We start from the raw sequence: 22,507 nt of genomic DNA on the forward strand, positions 1-22,507 counted from the left end.
GCAGCCCGCTCTCAATCCCAGCGAAGATCCTCAGCCGGCACTGGCCGCCCGAACCAGTACCCTTGCCCCAACTGGCATTCCTCCTGCAACAGGAAGCTGGCCTGTTCCGTCTGCTCGATGCCCTCGGCATGCACCTGCATACCCATGCTACGGGCCAAGGCGATGATCACCCGCACAATAGCGATGTCGTCTTCATCCACTGGCAACCCAGCCACAAACCCTTGGTCGATTTTCAATTTCTGCACCGGCAAACGTTTGAGCCGCAGCAGTGACGAATACCCGGTGCCAAAGTCGTCGATGGCCAGGGTCACCCCCAGTTCGCGCAAGCGGTGCAGTTGCTCCAGCGCCACCTCAGGGTCTTCCATCACCGCGCTTTCGGTCACTTCCAGCTCCAGCAAGGCCGGGGCCAGGCCGGTGTCATGCAGCACTTCGGCTATCTGCCGATACAGCTCATGCTGGCCAAACAGGCGACTGGAGATGTTCACCCCAACAAATGCCAGCTGCCGGCCTTCAGCCTGCCACTGCACCATTTGCCGACAGGCCTGTTGCAGCACCCAGGTATCGATCTCGGCAATCAGGCCGGTGCGTTCGGCAATCGGGATGAACTCGCTCGGCGGTACCAGGCCGCGCCCGGGGTGCTGCCATCGCACCAACGCCTCGACCCCGACCTGCCGGCCCGTCGCCAAGTCGTGTACCGGCTGAAAGTACACCCGCAGTTCATCCTGCTCCAGGGCCCGACGCAATTCGGCGGCGGTCTCGACCCGATGCTGGGCGTGGGCGGTCAGCTCTTCGGTGTACAGCGCATAACAGGCCCGACCGTTGCTTTTGGCCTTGTACAACGCCGAGTCGGCATTGCGCAGCAACTGCTCGGCACTCAAGGCATCGCTGGGGAACAGGCTGATTCCGACGCTGGCGCTGATGAACAGACGATTGCCCTCGAACTGAAACGGCTCACGCATGCGCTCGATGATGCATTGCGCCAGCTTGCCCGCCTGGCCAACCTGCTGGCAGTTCTCGGCCAGCACGCCGAACTCGTCGCCGCCCAGACGCGCCAGGGTCATGCCGTTACCCAACACCTCTCCCAGACGCTCGCCTACCAGCTTCAGCAACTGGTCGCCAATGGTATGGCCCAGGCCGTCGTTTATGCTCTGGAAATGATCCAGGTCCAGCAGCAACAGGGCGCAACCGCGCTTGTTGGCCTGCGCCACCGCCAATGCCTGCTCCACCCGGTCGGTAAACAGCAGGCGGTTGGGCAGGCCGGTCAGCGGGTCGTGGTGGGCGAGGTAGGCAAGCTCTTGTTCCGAATGCTTGATGGCGCTGATGTCACTGAACACCGCCACGTAATGGCTGAGCTCACCTTCGTCATCACGAATGGCGCAAATGGTCTGCCACTGCGGGTAGATTTCCCCGCTTTTGCGCCGGTTCCAGATTTCACCACTCCACTCGCCCTTCTCGGCCAGGGTGGCAAAAATTTCCTGGTAGAAGGCCAGGCCATGGCGGCCCGACTTGAACTTGCTCGGGCGCTGGCCGATGACCTCATCCTGCTGGTAGCCGGTGATGCGCATGAAGGCACGATTGACGTGCACGATCAGGCCTTGGCGGTCGGTCACCAGCACACCCTCGAGGGTACTGTCGAACACCGCGGCAGCCATGCGCAGCCGTTCACGGTCTTCGCAACGCAAACGCGCGCCATGGCCGATGAAATTGAGCAGGCGCACACGCGACACGTAGATCAGCACGGCACTGAGCAGCACCCAGACCACCACGTTGATCTGCCGCCCCACAGTCAATGCCAAGGGGTCGTCAGTCATGCTGTGCAGCATCACCTCCGCCAGCGCAAGCCAGAGGATCGAGAGCACCACATACAGCGCAGCCATGCGCAAGGCGTCGCGAACGGAAACAGACATGTCGGGTGGGAAAGGCCATCAAAAAGGAGCGGGCATTATAAAGGCTGAAACATGTCGTGACCTCCTATCTCAACGGTTGACTGGTTTTATTTCCCCGCCAAGGGATAATCAGCCCTTCCCCCTGCATTTCGAGGGTATTTGCACCTATGTGGTATAACGGCCTGCTCGACCTGTCGGCCTGGCAACTGGTCGGCATCACTCTGTTGATGACCCACGTGACCATTGTCAGCGTCACGGTCTACCTGCATCGCTACTCCGCGCACCGGGCCCTGGAGCTCAACGGCGCGCTCAAGCACTTCTTCCGCTTCTGGCTGTGGCTGACCACGGCGCAGAACACCCGTGAGTGGACCGCCGTCCACCGCAAGCACCACGCCAAGTGCGAAACCCCCGACGACCCGCACAGCCCGGTGTACAAGGGCCTGGGCACGGTGCTGCGCAAAGGTGCCGAGCTGTACCGTGAAGAGGCACGCAACCCCGAAACCCTGCGCATCTATGGCAAGAACTGCCCGGATGACTGGATTGAGCGCAACCTGTACTCGCGTTACAAACTGGGCGGCATCGCACTGATGGCGGTGATCGATCTGCTGCTGTTCGGCACCCTGGGCATCACCATCTGGGCGGTGCAGATGATGTGGATTCCGTTCTGGGCCGCCGGTGTGGTCAACGGCCTGGGCCATGCCCTGGGCTATCGCAACTTCGAATGCCGCGACGCCGCCACCAACCTGGTGCCCTGGGGCATCATCATCGGCGGTGAAGAACTGCACAATAACCACCACACCTACCCCAACTCGGCCAAGCTCTCGGTCAAACGCTGGGAGTTCGACATGGGCTGGGCGTGGATCCGCTTGTTCTGCCTGTTGCGTCTGGCCAAGGTGCAGCGCGTGGCGCCCATCGCCCACCGGGTGGCCGGCAAGGCCAGCCTGGACATGGACACCGCCATGGCCATCCTCAACAACCGCTTCCAGATCATGGCCCAGTACCGCAAGCTGGTGATCGGCCCGCTGGTGAAACAGGAACTGGCCCGTGTCGACGCCTCGGTGCGTTACCGCTTCCGCCGTGCCAAACGGCTGCTCTCGCGCGAAACCAGCCTGCTGGAAGACCGCCACCACGTGCGCATCGAGTCCATGCTCGCGCACAGCCAGGCACTGAAAACCATCTACGAAAAACGCCTGGCCCTGCAGCAGATCTGGGCGCGCACCAGTGCCAACGGCCACGACATGCTGGCTGCCATGAAAGACTGGGTACACGAGGCCGAAACCAGCGGCATCCAGGCACTGCGCGACTTCGCAGCACAACTCAAGACTTACTCGCTGCGTCCGACCGGCGCCTGACCGCCGTTGATCGGCACGCCCCGCAACGGGGCGTGCCGTTCGGAACTTCGCCCCCGCCTCTCCACTCGAATCCGGAATATCGCCTGCGTGGCGGGCCGGATGTTGGCCGCACGCTTTCACGTTGAGACCTGCTCCGTGCACATGGCCAAGAACATTCCAACGATTTTCCCCGGCACCCCTCCTCCCGAAGCTGCCCAGACTTTACTGGCGTTGCTCCACGCCCAAGGTGAGGTTGCCCGCCTGAGTGAGCGTGATCAGCTGTTCAGCTCGTTGCTCGACAGCGTCAACGCAGTGCTTTGGGCCTTCGACTGGGAAACCCGTCAGGTGCTGTACGTGAGCCCAGCCTACGAGCGCATCTTCGGCCGCCCGGTCAGCCTGGTGCTGGCTGACTACAATGAATGGCGTGACAGCATCTACCCCGACGACCTCGAGTTCGCCGAGCGTAGCCTGGCCCAGGTACTGCTCAAGGGCGCGGTGGAAGACCGCGAGTACCGCATCCTCAATGCCGATGGGCAACTGCGCTGGCTGAGCGACAAGTGCTACATCAACCAGCAGCACGATGGCGACCGGGTAATCATTGTCGGTATCGCCGAAGACATCACCGAGAAGAAGCAGCTTGAAGGCGAACTGCAGCGCCTGGCCACCACCGACGTGCTGACCCAGAGCAGTAACCGCAGGCACTTTTTCGAATGTGCCCAGCAAGCCTTCGACAGTGCACGCGAGGACGGTACACCGCTGGCTTTCCTGCTGTTGGATATCGACGACTTCAAACGCATCAATGACAGCTATGGCCACCAGGAAGGCGACCAGGTGCTGCAACACATCGCCGACAGCGGCAAGGCCGTGCTACGCCGGGGCGACCTGTTCGGACGCATTGGCGGCGAAGAATTTGCGGCGGTGTTTCCGGGCTGCAACGCCCAGGTCGCGGAGCAGATTGCCGAGCGCTTGCAACGGCAGATTCAGCACTTGAGCTTCAGCCATGGCCAGCAGACGTACGGGGTGACGGTGAGCCAGGGGCTGACCGAGCTGACCGATGAGGATGTGGCGCTGGACAGCCTGTATGCGCGGGCCGATGCGGCAATGTACCAGGCCAAGCGGCAGGGCAAGAACCAGATAGTCCGCGGCTGATCAGGCGGCAAGGGCACCGGCTTTGGCCGGTATTCGCGGGCCCGGCGCCACACCTGTGGGAGCGGGCAAGCCCGCGAAGGGCCGCAATGCGGCCCCCGAATCTCAGCTGGAAACTTCGGCCCCAGCCACCGGCGGTTCTTCCTGCGGTTTTACTTCCGGGTTCTCCTCTTTGCGCAACCGCCTCAGCTCCGGCAGGCCAAGCTTGAGCAGGCGCGCCGTCTTGCCGCTGGCCACCTTCTCCAGCCCCTGCCCAGCCGGCAGCCGCGACAACTGCCCAGCCAGGTTCATGGCCAGGATCTCCCGCGAGTAAACGCCACCGCCCAACTGGTAGATCGCAGCGATCAACTCGCGCAGTGCCAGCGGCAAACGCCAGCGAGTACGCAGCGCCGAGCCGAACGCCGCACCAAACTCTTCCAGCGATTGCTGCACATTGCGCTCGTCCAGGTCTCCCCCGGCCAACCGCCACTCTTGCAGGCAGCGCAACACCGCCAGGTCGCCCAGGCAATGCAGCAAGCCCGCGCAATAACAACGGCCCTCGTCCAGCTCGAGCATGCGCGCCAAGGTGCGGCCATATTCGGCAGTGTGCAGTGACAGGTCCCAGTAACGGGCTGCGTGCTCTGCCAACAGTGGGTCGCTGAGGCGTGCGCTGCGCTTGAGGGTCATGCCCAGGATCAGGTTCATGCTTTGGGTACTGCCAAGCTTGTTCAGGGCCTGCAGCAACGTCTGCACCGGGGCTTCACGGTGCAATGCCGCACTATTGGCGGCAGCGATCAGCACCGCCGTCACCTGCGGGTCGTTACGCACCTCCTCTTCGAGCACCCTGAGGTTCAGGCCCTGAGGGTTCAGCGCTCGATTGATCGCTACCTGCACATCGGCCAGCAGCGGCCCGCCATCGGCGGTAGCGCGGCGCTGCTCAAGGTAGGCTGGCAGGCTGGCTCCCGCCTGCAACGCCGGTACCGGGCAGGCAATCTCCTCGCCAACAGCCAGCAGCAACTCTTGCAGGCGCTTGCGCAGGTTATCCAGGTTCAGTGGCTTGCTCAGGTAAGCCGTGGGGTGCAGGGGCAGCGCTTCGCGCACACTGGCGCTGTCATTGCGGTTACTCATGAGAATGAACGGCACCCCTGGCCCTTTGGCGCGCACCTTGCGCAGCAGGTCGAGGCCGTCGACACCGGCCAGCTCGCGGGCAGCGATGATCAGGTCCGGCTTGCTGGACAGGGCACTGAGCGCCTGCGCGCCGTCAGCGCATACCTGCAGGCGGGCGTCACAGCGCACGCTGAGCAGCATCTCGCTGAGCATGTCCCGTACCCAAGGATCGCCTTCTACAATCAGTACGCTTGGTGGGGTGGGGGCTGCAGCGCTCATCACCAACTACTCCTGAATACCCTGACACACAGTCCGTCGCAGCTTCCAAAGCCAATCCTCCGATAACCATAGCGCCACATGGCTTATCTGGGCATAAAAAAACCCGCCGAGGCGGGTTTTTTCTGAAGCGCGTCACATCAGGCGATTTCAGCGAAGCACTCTTCGATGATGGCCAGGCCTTTGTCCAGCAGCGCGTCTTCGGCGGTCAGCGGAACCAGGATACGCAGGACGTTGCCGTAGGTGCCGCAAGACAGCAGGATCAGACCCTTTTCACGAGCCTTGGCGACAACCTGGCCAACAGCAGCTGCGTTCGGGGTGTGAGTGCCTTTCTCGAAGACTTCGACGGCAATCATCGAGCCCAGACCACGGACGTCGCCGATGATCGGGTACTTCTTCTGGATTTCGCGCAGGCCGGCGGTCAGGCGCTCACCCACAGCCTTGCTGCGGTCCAGCAGTTTTTCTTCTTCGAACACTTCGATCACGGCCAGGGCTGCGGCGCAAGCGATCGGCGAACCCGCGTAGGTACCGCCCAGGCCGCCAGGCGCGATGGCGTCCATGTATTCGGCCTTGCCGCACACACCGGCCAGCGGGAAGCCGCCAGCGATGGATTTGGCGAAGGTGGTCAGGTCAGGCGCAACGCCCATCTGTTCCATGGCGAAGAAGGTGCCGGTACGGCCAGCGCCAGTTTGTACTTCGTCGGCGATCAGCAGGATGCCGTGCTGGTCGCACAGGGCGCGCAGGCGTTTCATCAGCTCTTTCGGCGCTGGCAGGAAGCCGCCTTCGCCTTGTACTGGCTCGAGGATGATCGCGGCGATGTCGCGCGGCTCGGCGTCGTTCTTGAAGATGCGCTCGACCGAGGCGATGGCGTCGTCAACGCTGATACCGTGCAGTTCGCTCGGGAACAGGGCGCGGAAGATGCCGCCTGGCATCAGGCCCATGCCAGCGGAGTACGGCACGACCTTGCCGGTCAGGCCCAGGGTCATCATGGTACGGCCGTGATAACCGCCGGTGAAGGCGATGACGCCAGCGCGGCCAGTGGCAGCACGGGCGATCTTGACGGCGTTTTCAACGGCTTCGGAGCCGGTGGTGACCAGCAGGGTCTTCTTGTCGAAGTCGCCTGGGACCAGCTTGTTGATCTTTTCGCACAGCTCTACGTAGGGCTCGTAAGCCAGCACCTGGAAGCAGGTGTGGCTGACCTTGGTCAGCTGCTCTTGCACGGCTGCAACCACTTTCGGGTGCAGGTGGCCGGTGTTCAGTACTGCGATGCCGCCGGCGAAGTCGATCAGTTCGCGGCCTTCAACGTCGATCACGGTCGAGTTCTTCGCGGTGTCGACGAAGATCGGGTGGATCTGGCCGACGCCACGTGGGACGGCAGCTACACGACGTTGCATCAAGGATTCGTTGGTTTTGCTCATAATGCCCTCATTGCGCCGACAGGAATGGCGCTTTTATTCGGGGGCGGCTGGGAGTGCTCGCGAACAGTATTCGTTGATCGACTGTCGTGAACGCCCTGGCCACCAGGTACTGCAATGTAAAAAAGGCCAGCGAGACGTCGCTCTCGCGCCCCGCTGGCAGAGGTAAAGCCTTTACCGTGCTATCAGACGCTGATGCACAGGTATTTGATTTCGAGGTAGTCCTCGATACCGTACTTGGAACCTTCGCGGCCCAGGCCCGAAGCCTTGATACCACCGAACGGCGCCACTTCGTTGGAGATAAGGCCGGTGTTGATACCCACCATGCCGTACTCCAGGGCTTCGGCGACACGGAACACACGGCTCATGTCACGGGCGTAGAAGTACGAGGCCAAGCCGAACTCGGTGTCGTTGGACATGGCGATGACTTCGGCTTCGTCTTTGAAGCGGAACAGCGGCGCCAGTGGGCCGAACGTCTCTTCCTTGGCGACAGCAGCGGTCTTCGGTACGTCAACCAGGATGGTCGGCTCGAAGAAGTTGCCTTCGATCAGCTTGCCACCGGACAGCACTTTGGCGCCTTTGCTGACGGCGTCCTCGATGTGCTCCTGGACCTTGGCGACAGCCTTGCCGTCGATCAGCGGGCCAGTGGTGGTGCCTTCTTCCAGGCCGTTACCGATCTTCAGCTTGGCAACTGCAGCGGCCAGCTTCTGGGCGAACGCGTCGTAGACGCCGTCCTGCACGTAGATACGGTTGGCGCAGACGCAGGTCTGGCCGTTGTTACGGTACTTGGAGATGATCGCGCCCTCGACCGCCTTGTCCAGGTCGGCGTCGTCGAACACGATGAACGGGGCGTTGCCACCCAGCTCCAGGGAAACCTTCTTGATGTCCTTGGCGCATTCTTCCATCAGCTGGCGACCGATTTCGGTCGAGCCGGTGAAGGACAGCTTGCGTACCAGGGAGTTGCCGGTCAGTTCGCCGCCAACTTCGCCGGCGCTGCCGGTCACCACACTCAGCACGCCAGCCGGGATGCCGGCACGGTGGGCCAGCTCGACCAGGGCCAGAGCGGAGTATGGGGTTTGCGAAGCCGGCTTGAGGACCATGGTGCAGCCAGCGGCCAGGGCCGGGCCGGCTTTACGGGTGATCATGGCGGCCGGGAAGTTCCACGGGGTGATGGCCGCGGTAACGCCGATTGGCTGCTTGATGACAATCAGGCGCTTGTCTGGCTGGTGGCCTGGGATGGTGTCACCGTAGATGCGCTTGGCTTCTTCGGCGAACCACTCGATGAACGAGGCCGCGTAGGCGATTTCGCCCTTGGCTTCGGCCAGTGGCTTGCCCTGTTCGGTGGTCATCAAGCGAGCCAGGTCGTCCTGGTTCTCGATCATCAGTTCGAACCAGCGACGCAGCTTGGCCGAGCGCTCTTTCGCAGTCAGGGCACGCCAGGCCGGCAGGGCCTTGTCGGCGGCTTCGATAGCACGGCGAGTTTCCGCGGTGCCCATCTTCGGCACGGTACCGATGACTTCGCCGGTGGCCGGGTTGGTCACCTTGATGGTCTGGCCGTTGTCCGCATCCAGCCACTCACCATTGATATAGGCTTGCTGGCGGAACAACTGAGCGTCTTTGAGCTGCATGTCGGCTTCCCGAATTGTTGATTGTTGAAAAGCGCCCAAGGCAGGGCATCGAGCGTTTGAAATCTCAAACGAATGCTAAGCGGCTGCTGGGGTGTTGGACAATAGGCTGTTCGAAAAAAAGAACGAATGGTTGAACAGCCCATCTGAAATCGCCCGCAGAATGGCCGCTGAAGGGTAGACGATGCTGCGGCCGGACTCGGGGCGATGCCAAAATTCGTTTCACTGCTTGTCAAAGCCAATGTTCAACACACCCTGATGGTGAGCTGAAACGATGATGCTGTCGCCATCGGCAGCGTAGTCGACGGCATTGACGCGGGTCCAGTTACGGCCGGTTCCACCCTGGCCGACAGTTTGATCGGTATTGTCGTGTATCCGGCCCCGGGGATCTGCACAGCCAACACGGTAAAAACAGCTACAGATCAAGGCGATGGACGTCAACGATACAGATGGGTATCATGCGTGCGCGTTGCACTCGTAGCTCAGCTGGATAGAGTACTGCCCTCCGAAGGCAGGGGTCGTGGGTTCGAATCCCGCCGAGTGCGCCATATCAAGAAAGCCCTGGGCCTGAGCCCGGGGCTTTTTCGTTTGTGCGCCATGTCACCTTTCTGGTACTCCCGTGCCACGGGTCATTGATGTTAGCGTGGGCGTCTTCCCGTTCTCCGAACGGGTAACCCATAACAATGATTGGCAAAGGAATGCGCACAACCATGCAGTTGAAAAAACTCACCGCCACCACCCTGCTGCTGGCCGGCATTGGCCTGTTCACCCAGCCTGCCCAAGCCAACCTCACCCAGCAGCAGTCCGCAGCTATCGTCAAAGCCTTCGACGGCAGCGACCCAAGCGATTTCAGGCAATTCCTCGGCAAGCTCAAAGGCAGCGCCCTGGGCAAGGCCGACAACCTCGAGGCAACCGTCGACGCCTACCTGGCCAACAAGCCATTGGCCGCCGAGCAACAAGACGAGATCAACCGCCTGCTCGGCCTGTATACCCGCATCAAGTATGGCAAAGCCGCTACCGAAACCCTGCGTGAACTGGTAGCCATCCCCACCTTCAACGTCGAGGGTACACCGCAGTACGAAAACCCTGAATTCCTCAAGATCGCCGACAAGATCAAGGCCTTGGCCGACCGCTTCGGCCTGGCCTTCCGCAACATCGACAACCGGGTGTACGAGATCTCGCTGGGCAGCGGGAAGGAAGTGATCGGTATCCATGCCCACGCTGACGTCGTGCCGGTCAACCCGGACAACTGGAAGCTGGCCGACGGTACGCGCCTGGACCCGTTCAAGGTCACCCTGGTGGGTGACCGCATGTACGGCCGCGGCACCGAAGACGACAAGAACGGCATCGTGGTGGCGATGTATGCGCTGAAAGTGGCCAAGGACGAAAACCTGCCGCTCGCCCGGCAGTTCAAGCTGCTGATCGACACCACCGAAGAAACCAGCGGTGATGCCATCCCCTACTACTTTGAGCGCAACCCTACGCCCGATTACAACCTGGCCCTCGACGGCGGCTACCCCGTAGTGATTGCCGAGAAAGGCTACGGCACGGTCATGGCCAGCTTCACCAAGCGCCCGGCCAGCGGCAAGGGTGCCGAGATCGTCAACCTGACCGGTGGCCTGGCCACCAACCAGATCCCGACAACTTCGGTTGCGACCCTGATTTCTGACAACCCGGCACAGCTGGTCAAGCACCTGCAGCAAGCCGGTGCCAGATATGTGAAGCAGCATGGAAGCGACTTCAGCATCGACGCCAAGGCCGACGGCAAGCAAGTCTTGCTCACCGTGACCGGTGTTTCCGCACACTCTTCGGAGCCGGAATCCGGCATCAACCCGGTGGCGCGTATGCTCGACTTCATCAATGGCCTCGGCCAGCAGGTGTCGCTCAAGCACAACCACTTTACCGACGCGGCCCGCTACGCCGCCGAAAACTGGGGCCTGGACTACCTGGGCAACACGCTCGGCGTGGCCTTCAAGGACCCGTTCATGGGCCCGCTGACCACCTCGCTGACCTTTGTCGGGGTGGATGACAAAGGCTTGAAACTGGCGGTGAATCTGCGCATTCCCAAGGGGAAGCCGATCGCCACGATCAAGGACGAGCTGGCCGACAAACTGGGTAAATGGACCCGGCAAAGCAACACCTCGGTGGCGTTCGATTACAGCCTGGACGAGCCGATGTACCGCAACCCTGAAGGCGAATGGGTAAAGGCCCTGCTCGCTGTGGCCACCGAGAACCTGGGGATGAAGCATGAGTTCGGCACGTCCGCCGGTGCGACTTCGGTCCACGACCTGCCCAACGGCGTCCAGTTCGGCCTGGCCATGCCGGACGTGAAGTACACCGGGCACAACGACAACGAGTTCAAGACCGTGGAGCAGTTCATGCTGGACTTGCAGGTGGTGAGCGAAATGGTGGCGCGGATCGGGCAGATGCCGAAGCTTTGATCGGCAGTACCGGCCTCTTCGCGGCTTTAGCCGCGAAAAGGCCCCCACAAGCGAACAGCCATGACGTTTTTCAATCGCCTCCATGCCGTTTCCTGCATTGCCGTGCAGAGCGCCGTACCGGATGCTTTAGTTACACCGAGACAGTGCTTTTTTCACCCGCAGAGGCCCGTATGAAGACCGTCGAACAAATCCTCAAGACCAAGTCCCAGCACCAGACCGTGTACACCATCGGCCCGGATGACTCGGTGCTCGACGCCCTGAAACTGCTGGCGGAGAAAAACATCGGTGCACTGCCCGTGGTCGAGGGTGGCCAGGTAGTGGGCATCGTCAGTGAGCGGGACTACGCGCGCAAACTGGTCCTCAAGGGCCGCTCTTCCGCCGCTACGCCGGTACGCGAAATCATGAGCGCACCGGTAGTCACTGTGGATCCCAAGCAAAAGCTCGATTTCTGCATGAACCTGATGACCGACCGGCACCTGCGTCACCTGCCGGTGGTCGACAACGGCAGATTGCTCGGCCTTCTGTCGATCGGCGACCTGGTCAAGGAAACCATTGACGAACAGGCGAGCCTGATCAAGCAAATGGAGCAGTACATCCGCGGCGAATGAAGCGCCTCAATGGTAGGCGCGCTCCAGTTCGTCCAGCTGATGGTCGAAGCTACGCAAGCGCGCCGACCAGGTGTACACCAGCACTTCCAGGTCACGGTTGAGCACTGCCGTATTGCCGTGGCCGCTGTGCGTGGGCTCGCCGAGGTCCAGCTGGTAGCGTTCACGGGCCATCGCCTGGGCCACGCTGGACAGGTCGCGAGCATTGGCCAGCCAGTGGTGATGGCGGTCATGGATTTCGCGGTCGAGCACCCGGCACTGGCGCTTCAGCGCATCCAGGCTCTGCTCCAGCGGAGTGCCCCTGAGCTCGCCCATGACCTCTTCGAAGGTACGCCCCGAATGCCAGTAGCTGCCCCAGAAATAACGGTCGAAAACCGTCTCGACGCGGCGTAGTGCAACCTTGGTATTCCAGATGGTCAGCAACGTTCGCCCCTGCACCACTTCGCGCTTGTTCAGGCGCAACTGCTGCCAGGCGATCCATGTCAGCGCCACCAGTGCAACCGCTACAGTGACTGCGGCAGCGGCGTACAGGAAATGCACGGCCTGGTTCATCTGTTGCGTCTGTCTGATGCCATAGAAGTAACTGGCCGTCAGGGTGCCCAGGATCGTCACGGAACACCAGAAACCTGGTGCGTAGGGATCTTTCATCGCGCTATCCCCTTATTGTTTTCCTGAGCATAGCAACGGCCGATCACTCGTCAGGTGCCGCTCGGCGCTTTATTTTCGGGGGCGGCGCAAGGCTTCGTTGAGTTGATCGAAGGGCACGGCCCAATCGGAATCTTCAATGATGCTGTCCTGGAGAAATGCCCGCTGAGAGTCGGTCCAGAACGGCGCATCCACCAGCCTGATTTCGTTCTTCAGCGGGGAATGGCTGGTGATGAACTGATCGATACTCGTGGGATCGTCGGGCAAGCCCAGCTGCTTGAACAGTTCGGCAAAGGGATGGATCGGCGCTTCCATGGTTCCTCCTTAGCGCCAGGCAAGCCGTCCACGACGCCTGCCTGGCATTGGTTTGAAAACATCAGCACAGCTCGCGCACTTCGGCGTGCGGCACCAGTTTCATGTACTGCTCCATGCTCATGTGAATCAGGTGATCGTGGTCACCCGCCTCCAGGTAGACATCGCCTTGGCGGGTAAGACTCGGGTCGAGCAGCATTTTTATCTGGTAAGCATCGCCAAGGGCCGGCACGGCTCCGCGTTCGCAGTCATTGAACAGGCTCGGCAGACCGCTTTCACGGGTCAGATGCCAGGCCCCGGACATGCGCACCTTGGTCATGTCCAGGTGCCGGTTGGCCGGTAGCACGGCCATGATGTAGTTGCCATGACGGTCATCGAGCATCACCGACTTGGCGACCCGCTCGGCGGGCACGCCGGCCGTTCGGGCCGACTCCAGGCTGGTGGCCGAATGTGGGTGGGGAATGATGTCGTAGTCGCAGTTGGCCTTGTCCAGGCGGGCCTGCAGGGTCTTTGCCATACGCATGATGCACCTCCGGTTTCGCCCCCCAATTCTCAATTTTAGGCCGGGTACGGGTGGTCGGGGCTAAACTTGTGTAATACGCGCAAATGAGGTGACGACAGGTGATCGCCCGCTGCTGGCGCTGGCTGTTGCTGCTGTTGTTGCTTGGCATCACGCCAGGTGGCCAGGCAGCGCCCGGCGCGGTGTGGGTGCTGGGCATCGACGACGCCATCGGCCCAGCCAGCGCCGACTACCTGGTGCGCAGCCTCAGCCAGGCCCAGGCGCAAGGCGCGCAACTGGTGGTTATCCGCATGGATACCCCGGGCGGGCTGGACAGTGCCATGCGCCAGATGATCAAGGCGATTCTCGCCAGCACCGTACCCGTCGCCAGTTACGTTGCCCCCAGCGGCGCCCGTGCCGCCAGCGCCGGCACCTATATTCTCTACGCCAGCCATGTCGCGGCGATGGCGCCCGGAACAAATCTGGGTGCTGCCACGCCAGTGCGGATCGGCGGCCCGCCTGGCACGCCCAGTGACGACAAAGCCAAAGGCGGCGACGATGAAACCCTCGCACGCAAACAGGTCAACGACGCCGCCGCCTACATCCGTGGCCTGGCGCAGATGCGCGGCCGCAACGCCGACTGGGCGGAGAAGGCCGTGCGCGAGGCGGTCAGCCTGTCCGCCAGCGAGGCCTTGCGGCTGAACGTGATCGATCAGGTGGCCGATGACCTGCCTGACCTGCTGCGCAAGCTCGACGGCAAAACGCTCCAGGTGGCCGGCCAGCCACGCCAGTTGCAGACCGCAGGCGCCAGCGTGGTCGAGCACCTGCCGGACTGGCGCACACGGGTTCTGGCGGTAATCACCAACCCCAGCGTAGCGCTGATCCTGATCATGATCGGCGTTTACGGCCTGTTGTTCGAATTCATGAACCCCGGCTCTGCGGTGGGCGGTGTGGTCGGTGGTATCTGCCTGCTGCTGGCGCTGTATGCGCTGCAGCTATTGCCGGTGAGTTTTGCCGGGGTGGCGCTGATCCTGCTTGGCATCACCTTCATGATCGCCGAAGCCTTCTTGCCCAGTTTCGGCGTGGTCGGCTTCGGCGGCATCGTTGCCTTTGTGGTCGGCGCGTTGATCCTGATCGACACCGACGCCCCCGGTTTCGGCATCCCGCTGGCCTTGATCGGCACCTTGGCGCTGCTCTCGGCACTCCTGATCGGTGGCGTGCTGGGCATGGCCCTCAAGGCCCGCCGACGGGCACTGGTCAGCGGCGACGCCGGCCTGGTCGGCAGCCTGGTCACCGTCACCCAGGTGATGGCAAGCGACCCCTTCTGTGGTGTCGTGCTGGCTCAGGGCGAGCAATGGCAGGTGCAGTGCGCAACGCCGCTGCAAACTGGCCAGAACGTACGGGTGACCGCGCGCCATGGCGTGATGCTGGAAGTGAGCGCCGCCGCCCCAGCGACGCAAGGAGAATGACCATGTTCATGCAAGTCGGTTTCGGCGCTGTGCTGATCGTGCTGGCCATGCTGGTGCTGTCGGCGTTTCGCATCCTGCGCGAATACGAGCGCGGCGTGGTGTTCCAACTGGGGCGCTTCTGGCAGGTCAAAGGGCCGGGGCTGATCCTGTTGATCCCGGTGATCCAGCAAATGGTACGGGTCGACCTGCGTACAGTGGTACTGGATGTGCCGCCGCAGGATGTGATCACCCGAGACAACGTTTCGGTCAAGGTCAACGCAGTGTTGTACTTTCGCGTGCTCGACCCGCAGAAAGCGATCATTCAGGTCGAGGATTTTCTGGTAGCGACCAGCCAGCTGGCCCAAACAACCCTGCGAGCGGTGCTGGGCAAACACGAGCTGGATGAGCTGTTGGCAGAACGCGAGCAACTGAACATGGACATCCGCCAGGTGCTGGACGCGCAGACGGATGCCTGGGGCATCAAGGTGGCCAACGTCGAGATCAAGCACGTTGACCTGAACGAGTCGATGGTACGCGCCATCGCCCGCCAGGCCGAGGCCGAGCGCGAACGTCGGGCCAAGGTGATTCATGCCGAGGGTGAACTGCAGGCGTCGGAGAAACTGATGCAAGCCGCACAAATGCTGAGCAAGGAGCCGGGGGCGATGCAGTTGCGCTATATGCAGACGCTGGGGACGATTGCCGGGGACAAGAGCTCGACCATCGTCTTCCCGCTGCCGATAGATCTGCTGAAGGGTTTGGTGGACAAGGAGAAAGAGTGATGGGCCAATCGCGGGCTTGCCCGCGAATGGCCTGTATGCGGCCTTTCAGACCGGCGCGCGGCGCAAGGTCGCGAGGAAGGTGGCTGCACCAATGAACAACCCGGCAAAGGTGCGGTTCAAACGCTTTTGCTGTTTGGGCGTGCGCAACATGCGCAACACATGCGAAGCCAACCCGGTGTACCCCGCCATCACCAGCAGGTCGACCGTCACCATGGTCACGGTGATCGCCACATATTGCGGCAGCAGCGGTGCATGGGGATTGAGAAACTGCGGCAGCACCGCCAGCATGAACACCAGCGCCTTGGGGTTGCTGATGTTGACCAGAAAACCACGGAACACCAGGCTCAACGGCTTGCCGATCGGGCGCACGCCTGATTCTTCGCTCATGTCCATCGGCAGGGCACGCCACTGCTTGTAGGCCAGGTACACAAGGTAGGCGACGCCAAACCACTTGATGACCTGGAACGCCGTGGCCGAGGCGGCCAGGACGGCACCGACGCCGGCGGCGATGATGGCGATCTGCATGATCAGGCCCAGCTGCAGGCCCAGGGCGTTCCAGTAACCACGCCAGAAGCCGTATTGCAGGCCGCTGGACATTGAGGCAATCGCCCCGGCACCGGGTGAAAGGCTGATCACCCAGCAGGCGGCAAAGAAGCCTAACCATACTTCCATCGACATCACACACCTCGCTCGAACATTTGTTGCAAAACGTTAAGCTAAGGTTTTGGCGAAAAAATAACCAGTGCTTTCTGATGGATTTGTGGGGCCGGTGCAGGCTCAGTCAGCTTCGGCAGCTGTTTCTTTGTGCAGGGCCTGTACCTCGGCACCGCGCCAGCGTCGCACCGACTTCTGGAAGAACTGACTATTGGGCACCTGCACCAGCGCCCCGCCCGCTTCGGGCACTTCCAGCAGGGTGGTAAACAGCAGGTTGATAGCGATCACCCGGCCTTTCACGCCTGGCTTGTCGAGGGTGTCGACCAGCTCGACCACATCGCCGATGCGAAACGGCCCGACCGTGAAAATCAACACCGCGCACAACAGGTTGGACAGCACGCTCCACATGGCGAAGAAGGCCACCGCCGCTACCGCTACGAAGCCGGAAAGTGCTGTCCACAACACGGTCGCCGAAACACCCATGCGCTCCAGCACGAACAGCAGCGCGCTGCCCATGATCAGCCAGCGCAGGCCGCCGCGCACGGGCACCAGCAGCTCCGGCGGCAACGGGTAACGCTGGCCCAGGCGGCTCAGCCCGCGAGCAATGATGCGCTGCAGGACGAACGCCGCGGCCAGGATCAAGAGGATCTGCAAACCCAGCCAGAAGGTGTCCATCCATTGCCCTGGCAGCAGCGAACGCAGTTCCTCCATCAGGACAACGCCTCGAGTTCGGCCTGCATGCTTTCAAGGGTTTCCAGCGCTTCCATCCAGGCCTCTTCCAGCTCGCCTTCGCGTTGCTTGAGCTTGGTCTGGCGCGCCAGCAGGTCGCGCAACTCGTCCTTGCGCGCCGCCTCGTAAAGGCCACCATCACCCAGCGCGGTCTCGATCTCGGCCAATTGCGTGTGCACCTGGTTGAGCTCGGTTTCCAGCTTGTCGGCAGCCTTCTTGTGCGGTGCCAACTGCTGACGCAAGGCTGCGGCAGCCTGGCGCTGGGCTTTCTTGTCGGTCTTGTCCGGGTTGGCCGGTGCAGTACTGGCCGGCGCACTGCGCTGGCGGTACTCGACCAGCCAGCGGCTGTAGTCCTCCAGGTCACCGTCGAAGGTGTCGACCTTACCGTCGGCCACCAGCAGGAAGTCGTCCGTGGTGCTCTTGAGCAAATGACGGTCGTGGGACACCACCACCACTGCACCGGCAAACTCCTGCAAGGCCATGGTCAGTGCCAGACGCATTTCCAGGTCCAGGTGGTTGGTCGGTTCGTCAAGCAGCAGCAGGTTTGGCCGCTCCCAGGCAATCAGCGCGAGTGCCAGGCGGGCCTTTTCGCCACCGGAGAAGTTAACCACTGGCTCGTCGCAGCGGGCACCGTGGAAGTCGAAGCCGCCGAGGAAGTCGCGCAGCGTCTGCTCACGCTCGGTAGGGGCGATGCGCTGCAGGTGCAGCAGCGGGCTGGCCTTGTCGTCCAGCGAGTCAAGCTGGTGCTGAGCAAAGTAGCCTACAGCCAGGTTCTCGCCACGAACCAGACGCCCCGACAACGGCTCCAGCTCACCTGCAAGGTTCTTGATCAGGGTCGACTTGCCGGCGCCGTTGGGCCCGAGCAGACCAATACGAGCGCCTGGGGTGAGCTGCAGTTTGACCTTGTCGAGGATGGCCTTGTCGCCATAACCCAGGCGACCTTCGGAAAGGCTCAACAATGGGCTGGAAATTTTCTGCGATTCACGGAAGACAAAGTCGAACGGTGAATCGACATGCGCCGCCGACAGCTCTTCCATGCGCTCCAGGGCCTTGATCCGGCTTTGCGCCTGGCGGGCCTTGGTGGCTTGCGCCTTGAAGCGGGCAATGTACTTCTCCATGTGCGCGCGCTGCGCCTGCTGCTTCTCGTAGGCCTGCTGCTGCTGCGCCAGGCGCTCGGCACGGGTGCGCTCAAAGGCGGTGTAACCGCCTTTGTACAAGTTGAGCTTGCGTTGCTCGACGTGCAGCACATGGTCGACCACGGCATCGAGGAAGTCACGGTCGTGGGAGATCAGCAACAACGTGCCGGGGTAGCCCTTGAGCCAGTCTTCCAGCCACAGGATCGCGTCGAGGTCGAGGTGGTTGGTGGGCTCGTCGAGCAGCAACAGGTCGGACGGGCACATCAGTGCCTGGGCCAGGTTCAGGCGCATCCGCCAGCCACCAGAGAAATCGCCGACACGGCGGTCCATCTGTTCGTTGGTGAAGCCCAGCCCAGCCAGCAACTTGCGCGCACGGGCGTCGGCGGTATAGCCGTCGGCGCTTTCCAGCTCACTGTGCAGGCGCGCCAGTGCGGTGCCGTCGTGGGCCTGCTCGGCCGCGGCCAGTTCGGCCTGGACCTTGCGCAGGCGCACGTCGCCGTCAAGTACATAGTCCACAGCCAGGCGGTCGAGGGTGTCGACCTCTTGGCGCATGTGGGCGATGCGCCAGTCGCCGGGCAGTTGGCAGTCACCGGCATCGGGCGACAGCTCACCGCGCAGCAAGGCGAACAGGCTGGATTTTCCGGCGCCGTTGGCGCCGATCAGGCCGGCCTTGTGACCGGCGTGCAGGGTCATCTCGGCGCCTTCTAGCAAGCGCTGCGGACCACGCTGTAAAGTGAGGTTGGATAGTCTGATCATGATGGTCGCGGAGTCTACCAGCTTCCTCGGCCCATAGCGCGAGTGGAACCATGCACACCGACCTGTGGAATTACGCCCTGACCCTGTATACCAGGCCCGGCGTGGAAGCCGCTTGCCTTGAACTGCAGGCACTGGGTGGCGATGTCTGCCTGCTGCTGTGCGCGACCTGGCTGCAAGCACGTGGTGTGGCCGTACTGGGCGAACGTGCGCAAGCACTGCAAGAACTTGCCGAGCCCTGGCAGCGTGACGTGGTCGCCCCACTGCGCAGCCTGCGCCAGCAATGGCGAGCCACAGCATCGGGTGATACACAACTGGCGGCATTACGTGAGCAGGTGAAGGGGTTGGAGTTGCAGGCTGAAAAAGCCTTGCTGGAGCGCTTGCAGGAACGCTCGCAACAGTGGCCCGTGGGCTCCCATGAGCCCGCGGACGACTGGCTGGCCCGGCTGGCACCGGACCAGGCTCTGCATCATGACGCGCTAGTTCAGTTGCGCGTCGCAGCGGCTGCGCTTCAGGACGCCGAAGGTGCCTGAGCCGGAGTACTCACAGGTGCCGACGGTGCAGCAGCAGCCGGGCTCACCGAGTTGGTTGTGGCCGCCGGTGGTGTAGCGGGCTTGGCTTCAGCAGGCTTAGCAGCGGGTTTGGCGGCCGTGCGTGCAGGTGCCTTGGCGGCAGCTGGTTTTGCGGCCGGCTTGGCAGCAGGGGCTTTGGCAGCTGGCTTGGCCGCAGGTTTGGCTGCCGCAGTCGCCTTGGCAGCAGGCTTGGCGGCAGCGGTCGCCTTGGCAGCCGGTTTGGCTGCAGGCTTGGCAGCAGCGGTCGCCTTAGCAGCCGGTTTGGCTGCAGGCTTGGCAGCAGCGGTCGCCTTGGTAGCCGGTTTGGCCGCAGGCTTGGCGGCAGCGGTCGCCTTGGCAGCCGGTTTGGCCGCAGGCTTGGCGGCAGCGGTCGCCTTGGCAGCCGGTTTGGCCGCAGGCTTGGCGGCAGCGGTCGCCCTGGCGGCTGGTTTGGCCGCCGGCTTGGCAGCAGCGGTCGCCTTGGCAGCCGGTTTGGCCGCAGGCTTGGCGGCAGCGGTTGCCTTGGCAACCGGTTTGGCCGCACGTTGATCAAGGGCCTTGCCTGCAGCTTCGCGTACCTTGCCTACACCCTGAGCCAGCTTGAGGCTGTCCTGAGCATCGCGTTTGAGTTGCTGAATGTAAGAGCGCGTCTGGGTTTGACGCTCCTTGAGAGACTCGAGCAGCTCTTCAAGTTCACCGATGGCTTTTTGCGCCTTGCTTTGCGCCTTGGCTTTACCTGCCTTGGCCGCGTCTTGCAGTTTCAGGCGACCGTTGTGCAGTTTTTCCTGCGCCTTGCCACGCTGCTTTTCCAACTTCGCCAGCAGTTTTTCCGCATCAGCCAGCGCTTGCGAGCAGGCCTCTTCCAAGTGTTCGAGCAAGCTGCCCGAAAGTTGCTGGAGCAGGTGTAACGGCGTACTTACTGGCTTCTTTTTGGCCGACATGGTTTACCTCCTGGCTGACGAGATTGCGGCTCATACTATGCTTCTGCTGCTACCGCCGCTAGGGCATGTTGACCGTAATGTTTACGCCGCGTTGCATGCCTGGGCAAAGTTGTTATCTTGCAGCTGCGTGAAAGTGTAGTTGCTGAATTAATCATTGCTGGTATTTGGGAGTCAGGCGTTGCCTCGATATCTTGTTTTGGGTTTATGCCTGATGGCACCCCTCGCCTTGGCCGACAACGACGAACACGATTTGGCCTACAGCCTGGGTGCCAGCCTGGGTGAGCGCCTGCGCCAGGAGATGCCGGGCTTGCAGCTGGATGCACTGGTCGAAGGCCTGAAGCAGTCCTATCAGGGGCAACCCCTGAAACTCGACAAGGCACGCATGCAGGCGGTGCTGCAGCAGCATGAGGCCCAGGAAGGCGACGCCGCTGTGCAAAAGCTGCAGGCCGCCGAAACGCGTTTCATGGCTAATGAACGTGGGCGTTATGGGGTGCACGAACTAACGGAAGGTGTGTTGTACAGCGAATTGCAACCAGGCACGGGTGTACAGCCGAAAGCGGGCGGCAAAGTGCAGGTGCGTTATGTGGGCAGATTGCCGGATGGCTCAATATTCGACCAAAACCAGACCCCCCAATGGTTCAACCTGGATTCGGTTATCGAAGGGTGGCAGGTCGCCTTGCCGAAAATGCACACCGGCGCCAAATGGCGCTTGGTAATTCCTTCAGCGCAAGCCTATGGCGCCGAGGGGGCGGGAGACCTGATTGCACCCTACACCCCCTTGGTATTCGAGATCGAACTGCTGGCGGTTGGCGACTGACGCCAACCTCAGGCCTGCACTGCACCCTCTTCTTTGTGTGCGTTGTGCAGCACTTCGATCAGGCAGTCTTCAAGCTCGAAGCGCTCGTGCAACAACCCGCCCAATTTGGCCAGCTTCTCGGCAAAGCGTTCGGTGTCCTTGCACTCCCCCTTGGTGCAATGGTCATTGAAGGCCAGTGCTATCTGAGTACTGTCGTTGATCCGTGGGTTGATCTCTTCGGCCAGCTTCAGCGCCTTCTTGTCTCCGAACGCCTTGGCCTCGCTGACCAGTTGCTCGCAGACTTCGAAGTGCCACGCCGAAACGTAGTCGACCAGAAGGGCGCAAAAGTCCCCGTTGGTGTCCTTGTCGGCGAAGGCTGGCCTCACATCGCGCAGGGCGCGAAAAGCCTGCACCAGTTCCTGGCGCTCCTCCAGCCAACGGTCGATCAGCTTGTGAACCCCACCCCAGCGTTCCTGGGCGTTCTGACAACTATCGAGCATGGCGATCTCTTCCCTTCTGGGTAGATGCCGCTGCACCTCGCACCACGACCGCGCAGCACAAAGGTGACATCAGCAGGACGGCATCGAGCAGTTGTTTTTCCGGTATGCGTGCTGGGAGATTATTCCCGCGCGTGCTGCCCTTCAAGGTACGCAGCACACAAAGTTCATACAAGTGTTTAATACCCTGTTACATCACCATTGGTCGCGCTAATGGCACAACCTTGCGCCAGGTCATGTTCTTGCCAGGGTGCGGAAACGATACGCCAGCAGGCAACTCAAGGGCAGCACCGCCAGCAGCAGGAAGGCCAACAGGCTCCATTCCGGCAGTGTCAGATCGAGAAAGCTCCAGGCAAGCGAACGGCAATCCGGGCCACCCAGCAACAGTTGCCGTGCCGCCTCACCCCAGGATTGCTCGAACACTCGCCCGATCGGCACCGGGCATACCTCATTGACCCCCTCAGCCCCCTGCAACCAGACATGCCGTGCTGCCAGCAAGGCGCCGGCCAACGAGCAGCCCAGCACCAGGCGAGCATAACGAAGGATGCCCCGCGTGCCCGGCGCCTGCAGCACGGCTGCGAAGCACAGCAGCGCGTACACGCCTAGCAGCAACCGTTGGCTGAGGCACAATGGGCACGGCATCAGCCCCACTGTGTTTTCCAGACGGAAAGACGCAACCAGTACCGCCAGTGCGACTAGGCAGGCAGGAAGAAAAAAGGTGCGCAAACGGGCCGGCAGCATGGGCGGTGAAGGTCCCGGGGAAAAAGTAGTGGCTTGAAACGGTAGAGGAAAGACACGCTTTGTTTCAAGGCACGACAGCAACGACAAGTCACTGAATCGCGTAGGAAATTTCCAGATATGCCGTAGGAGGCGACGGAAGAAATGGACTTCAGATCAAACTGACAGCGAAAGATAAATTACCTGCCCCCAAAGCCCGCACCTTTGCGCGGGCCTTG

Annotated in this window: 22 protein-coding genes and 1 tRNA gene; 9 read left to right on the forward strand and 14 right to left on the reverse strand. The window is 62.0% G+C overall.

Going from position 1 to position 22,507, the window contains the following annotated elements; genetic code table 11:
• Positions 1-11 precede the first annotated feature (11 nt).
• Positions 12-1,907, reverse strand: a complete 1,896-nt coding sequence (gene dibA, locus I8746_RS13135) for a phosphodiesterase DibA (RefSeq protein WP_011953200.1) — start codon at positions 1,905-1,907, stop codon at positions 12-14.
• A gap of 146 nt (positions 1,908-2,053) precedes the next feature.
• On the opposite strand from dibA, the gene desA reads away from it, so the two are divergent.
• Together desA and I8746_RS13145 are read left to right on the forward strand one after the other, a co-directional pair.
• The gene (gene desA / locus I8746_RS13140; protein WP_004576383.1) at positions 2,054-3,238 is read left to right on the forward strand and encodes a delta-9 fatty acid desaturase DesA; all 1,185 of its coding nucleotides are present in this window, start codon (positions 2,054-2,056) and stop codon (positions 3,236-3,238) included.
• A gap of 99 nt (positions 3,239-3,337) precedes the next feature.
• The gene (locus I8746_RS13145) at positions 3,338-4,366 is read left to right on the forward strand and encodes a sensor domain-containing diguanylate cyclase (RefSeq protein WP_003255864.1); all 1,029 of its coding nucleotides are present in this window, start codon (positions 3,338-3,340) and stop codon (positions 4,364-4,366) included.
• Positions 4,367-4,468: 102 nt separating this feature from the next.
• Here the strand turns inward: I8746_RS13145 and I8746_RS13150 are convergent, their stop codons facing one another.
• The 4 genes from I8746_RS13150 to I8746_RS13165 all read right to left on the reverse strand — a co-directional run bounded on the left by I8746_RS13150 (position 4,469) and on the right by I8746_RS13165 (position 9,206).
• Positions 4,469-5,728 carry a response regulator gene (locus tag I8746_RS13150; protein WP_003255865.1) on the reverse strand — a complete coding sequence of 420 codons (1,260 nt, stop codon included), beginning with the start codon at positions 5,726-5,728 and terminating at the stop codon, positions 4,469-4,471.
• 137 nt (positions 5,729-5,865) lie between these two features.
• Positions 5,866-7,143, reverse strand: coding sequence for a 4-aminobutyrate--2-oxoglutarate transaminase (gene gabT, locus I8746_RS13155; RefSeq protein WP_003255866.1), 1,278 nt, complete (start codon positions 7,141-7,143; stop codon positions 5,866-5,868).
• A 182-nt stretch (positions 7,144-7,325) separates the two neighbouring features.
• Entirely contained in the window at positions 7,326-8,768 is a 1,443-nt protein-coding gene (gabD, locus tag I8746_RS13160; RefSeq protein WP_003255867.1) for an NADP-dependent succinate-semialdehyde dehydrogenase, read from the reverse strand.
• Positions 8,769-8,987: 219 nt separating this feature from the next.
• Positions 8,988-9,206 (reverse strand): aryl-sulfate sulfotransferase, encoded by a 219-nt coding sequence (locus I8746_RS13165; protein WP_004576384.1) that lies wholly within the window; start codon positions 9,204-9,206, stop codon positions 8,988-8,990.
• 30 nt (positions 9,207-9,236) lie between these two features.
• Between I8746_RS13165 and I8746_RS13170 the strand changes: the two genes are divergently transcribed.
• The 3 genes from I8746_RS13170 to I8746_RS13180 all read left to right on the forward strand — a co-directional run bounded on the left by I8746_RS13170 (position 9,237) and on the right by I8746_RS13180 (position 11,814).
• Positions 9,237-9,313 (forward strand) — tRNA-Arg (locus tag I8746_RS13170).
• Positions 9,314-9,475: 162 nt separating this feature from the next.
• Positions 9,476-11,206 carry a dipeptidase gene (locus I8746_RS13175; protein ID WP_041168251.1) on the forward strand — a complete coding sequence of 577 codons (1,731 nt, stop codon included), beginning with the start codon at positions 9,476-9,478 and terminating at the stop codon, positions 11,204-11,206.
• 170 nt (positions 11,207-11,376) lie between these two features.
• Positions 11,377-11,814: a CBS domain-containing protein gene (locus I8746_RS13180; protein ID WP_003255870.1), complete on the forward strand. Its 438-nt coding sequence runs from the start codon at positions 11,377-11,379 to the stop codon at positions 11,812-11,814.
• 6 nt (positions 11,815-11,820) lie between these two features.
• Here I8746_RS13180 and I8746_RS13185 read toward each other — a convergent pair whose 3' ends face one another.
• The 3 genes from I8746_RS13185 to I8746_RS13195 all read right to left on the reverse strand — a co-directional run bounded on the left by I8746_RS13185 (position 11,821) and on the right by I8746_RS13195 (position 13,291).
• A complete protein-coding gene (locus I8746_RS13185) occupies positions 11,821-12,459 on the reverse strand; it encodes a hypothetical protein (protein ID WP_003255871.1) in 639 nt (212 codons plus the stop codon).
• A 69-nt stretch (positions 12,460-12,528) separates the two neighbouring features.
• Entirely contained in the window at positions 12,529-12,771 is a 243-nt protein-coding gene (locus tag I8746_RS13190) for a DUF2789 domain-containing protein (protein ID WP_011953198.1), read from the reverse strand.
• Between the two features lie 61 nt (positions 12,772-12,832).
• Positions 12,833-13,291 (reverse strand): aminoacyl-tRNA deacylase, encoded by a 459-nt coding sequence (locus I8746_RS13195; protein ID WP_003255874.1) that lies wholly within the window; start codon positions 13,289-13,291, stop codon positions 12,833-12,835.
• A 98-nt stretch (positions 13,292-13,389) separates the two neighbouring features.
• Here I8746_RS13195 and I8746_RS13200 point away from each other — a divergent pair, with 98 nt between their 5' ends.
• Complete coding sequence (locus I8746_RS13200) at positions 13,390-14,736, forward strand: nodulation protein NfeD (RefSeq protein ID WP_011953197.1); 1,347 nt, start codon at positions 13,390-13,392, stop codon at positions 14,734-14,736.
• 2 nt (positions 14,737-14,738) lie between these two features.
• Positions 14,739-15,494 (forward strand): slipin family protein, encoded by a 756-nt coding sequence (locus tag I8746_RS13205; protein WP_020190425.1) that lies wholly within the window; start codon positions 14,739-14,741, stop codon positions 15,492-15,494.
• A gap of 45 nt (positions 15,495-15,539) precedes the next feature.
• Here the strand turns inward: I8746_RS13205 and I8746_RS13210 are convergent, their stop codons facing one another.
• The 3 genes from I8746_RS13210 to I8746_RS13220 all read right to left on the reverse strand — a co-directional run bounded on the left by I8746_RS13210 (position 15,540) and on the right by I8746_RS13220 (position 18,769).
• Positions 15,540-16,172, reverse strand: coding sequence for a LysE family transporter (locus I8746_RS13210; protein ID WP_011953195.1), 633 nt, complete (start codon positions 16,170-16,172; stop codon positions 15,540-15,542).
• 99 nt (positions 16,173-16,271) lie between these two features.
• Positions 16,272-16,859: a mechanosensitive ion channel family protein gene (locus tag I8746_RS13215; RefSeq protein WP_003255880.1), complete on the reverse strand. Its 588-nt coding sequence runs from the start codon at positions 16,857-16,859 to the stop codon at positions 16,272-16,274.
• Entirely contained in the window at positions 16,859-18,769 is a 1,911-nt protein-coding gene (locus I8746_RS13220) for an ATP-binding cassette domain-containing protein (RefSeq protein WP_088513465.1), read from the reverse strand. The genes I8746_RS13215 and I8746_RS13220 overlap by 1 nt, the downstream gene beginning before the upstream one ends.
• Positions 18,770-18,819: 50 nt before the next feature.
• Between I8746_RS13220 and I8746_RS13225 the strand changes: the two genes are divergently transcribed.
• A complete protein-coding gene (locus I8746_RS13225; protein WP_011953193.1) occupies positions 18,820-19,299 on the forward strand; it encodes a TIGR02444 family protein in 480 nt (159 codons plus the stop codon).
• On the opposite strand, the gene I8746_RS13230 is transcribed toward I8746_RS13225, so the two are convergent.
• Positions 19,278-20,258: an AlgP family protein gene (locus I8746_RS13230; protein WP_221100744.1), complete on the reverse strand. Its 981-nt coding sequence runs from the start codon at positions 20,256-20,258 to the stop codon at positions 19,278-19,280. The two genes, I8746_RS13225 and I8746_RS13230, sit on opposite strands and share 22 nt — an antisense overlap.
• A 178-nt stretch (positions 20,259-20,436) precedes the next feature.
• On the opposite strand from I8746_RS13230, the gene I8746_RS13235 reads away from it, so the two are divergent.
• Entirely contained in the window at positions 20,437-21,075 is a 639-nt protein-coding gene (locus I8746_RS13235; RefSeq protein ID WP_221100745.1) for an FKBP-type peptidyl-prolyl cis-trans isomerase, read from the forward strand.
• An 8-nt stretch (positions 21,076-21,083) separates the two neighbouring features.
• On the opposite strand, the gene I8746_RS13240 is transcribed toward I8746_RS13235, so the two are convergent.
• Both I8746_RS13240 and I8746_RS13245 read right to left on the reverse strand, forming a co-directional pair.
• Positions 21,084-21,554, reverse strand: a complete 471-nt coding sequence (locus I8746_RS13240; protein WP_003255887.1) for an Rsd/AlgQ family anti-sigma factor — start codon at positions 21,552-21,554, stop codon at positions 21,084-21,086.
• A 231-nt stretch (positions 21,555-21,785) separates the two neighbouring features.
• Positions 21,786-22,292, reverse strand: a complete 507-nt coding sequence (locus I8746_RS13245) for a disulfide bond formation protein B (protein WP_003255889.1) — start codon at positions 22,290-22,292, stop codon at positions 21,786-21,788.
• Positions 22,293-22,507: the final 215 nt, after the last annotated feature.

Origin of the sequence: Pseudomonas sp. USTB-Z (assembly GCF_019691255.1) — a bacterium.
Classification (GTDB): Bacteria; Pseudomonadota; Gammaproteobacteria; order Pseudomonadales; family Pseudomonadaceae; genus Aquipseudomonas; species Aquipseudomonas alloputida.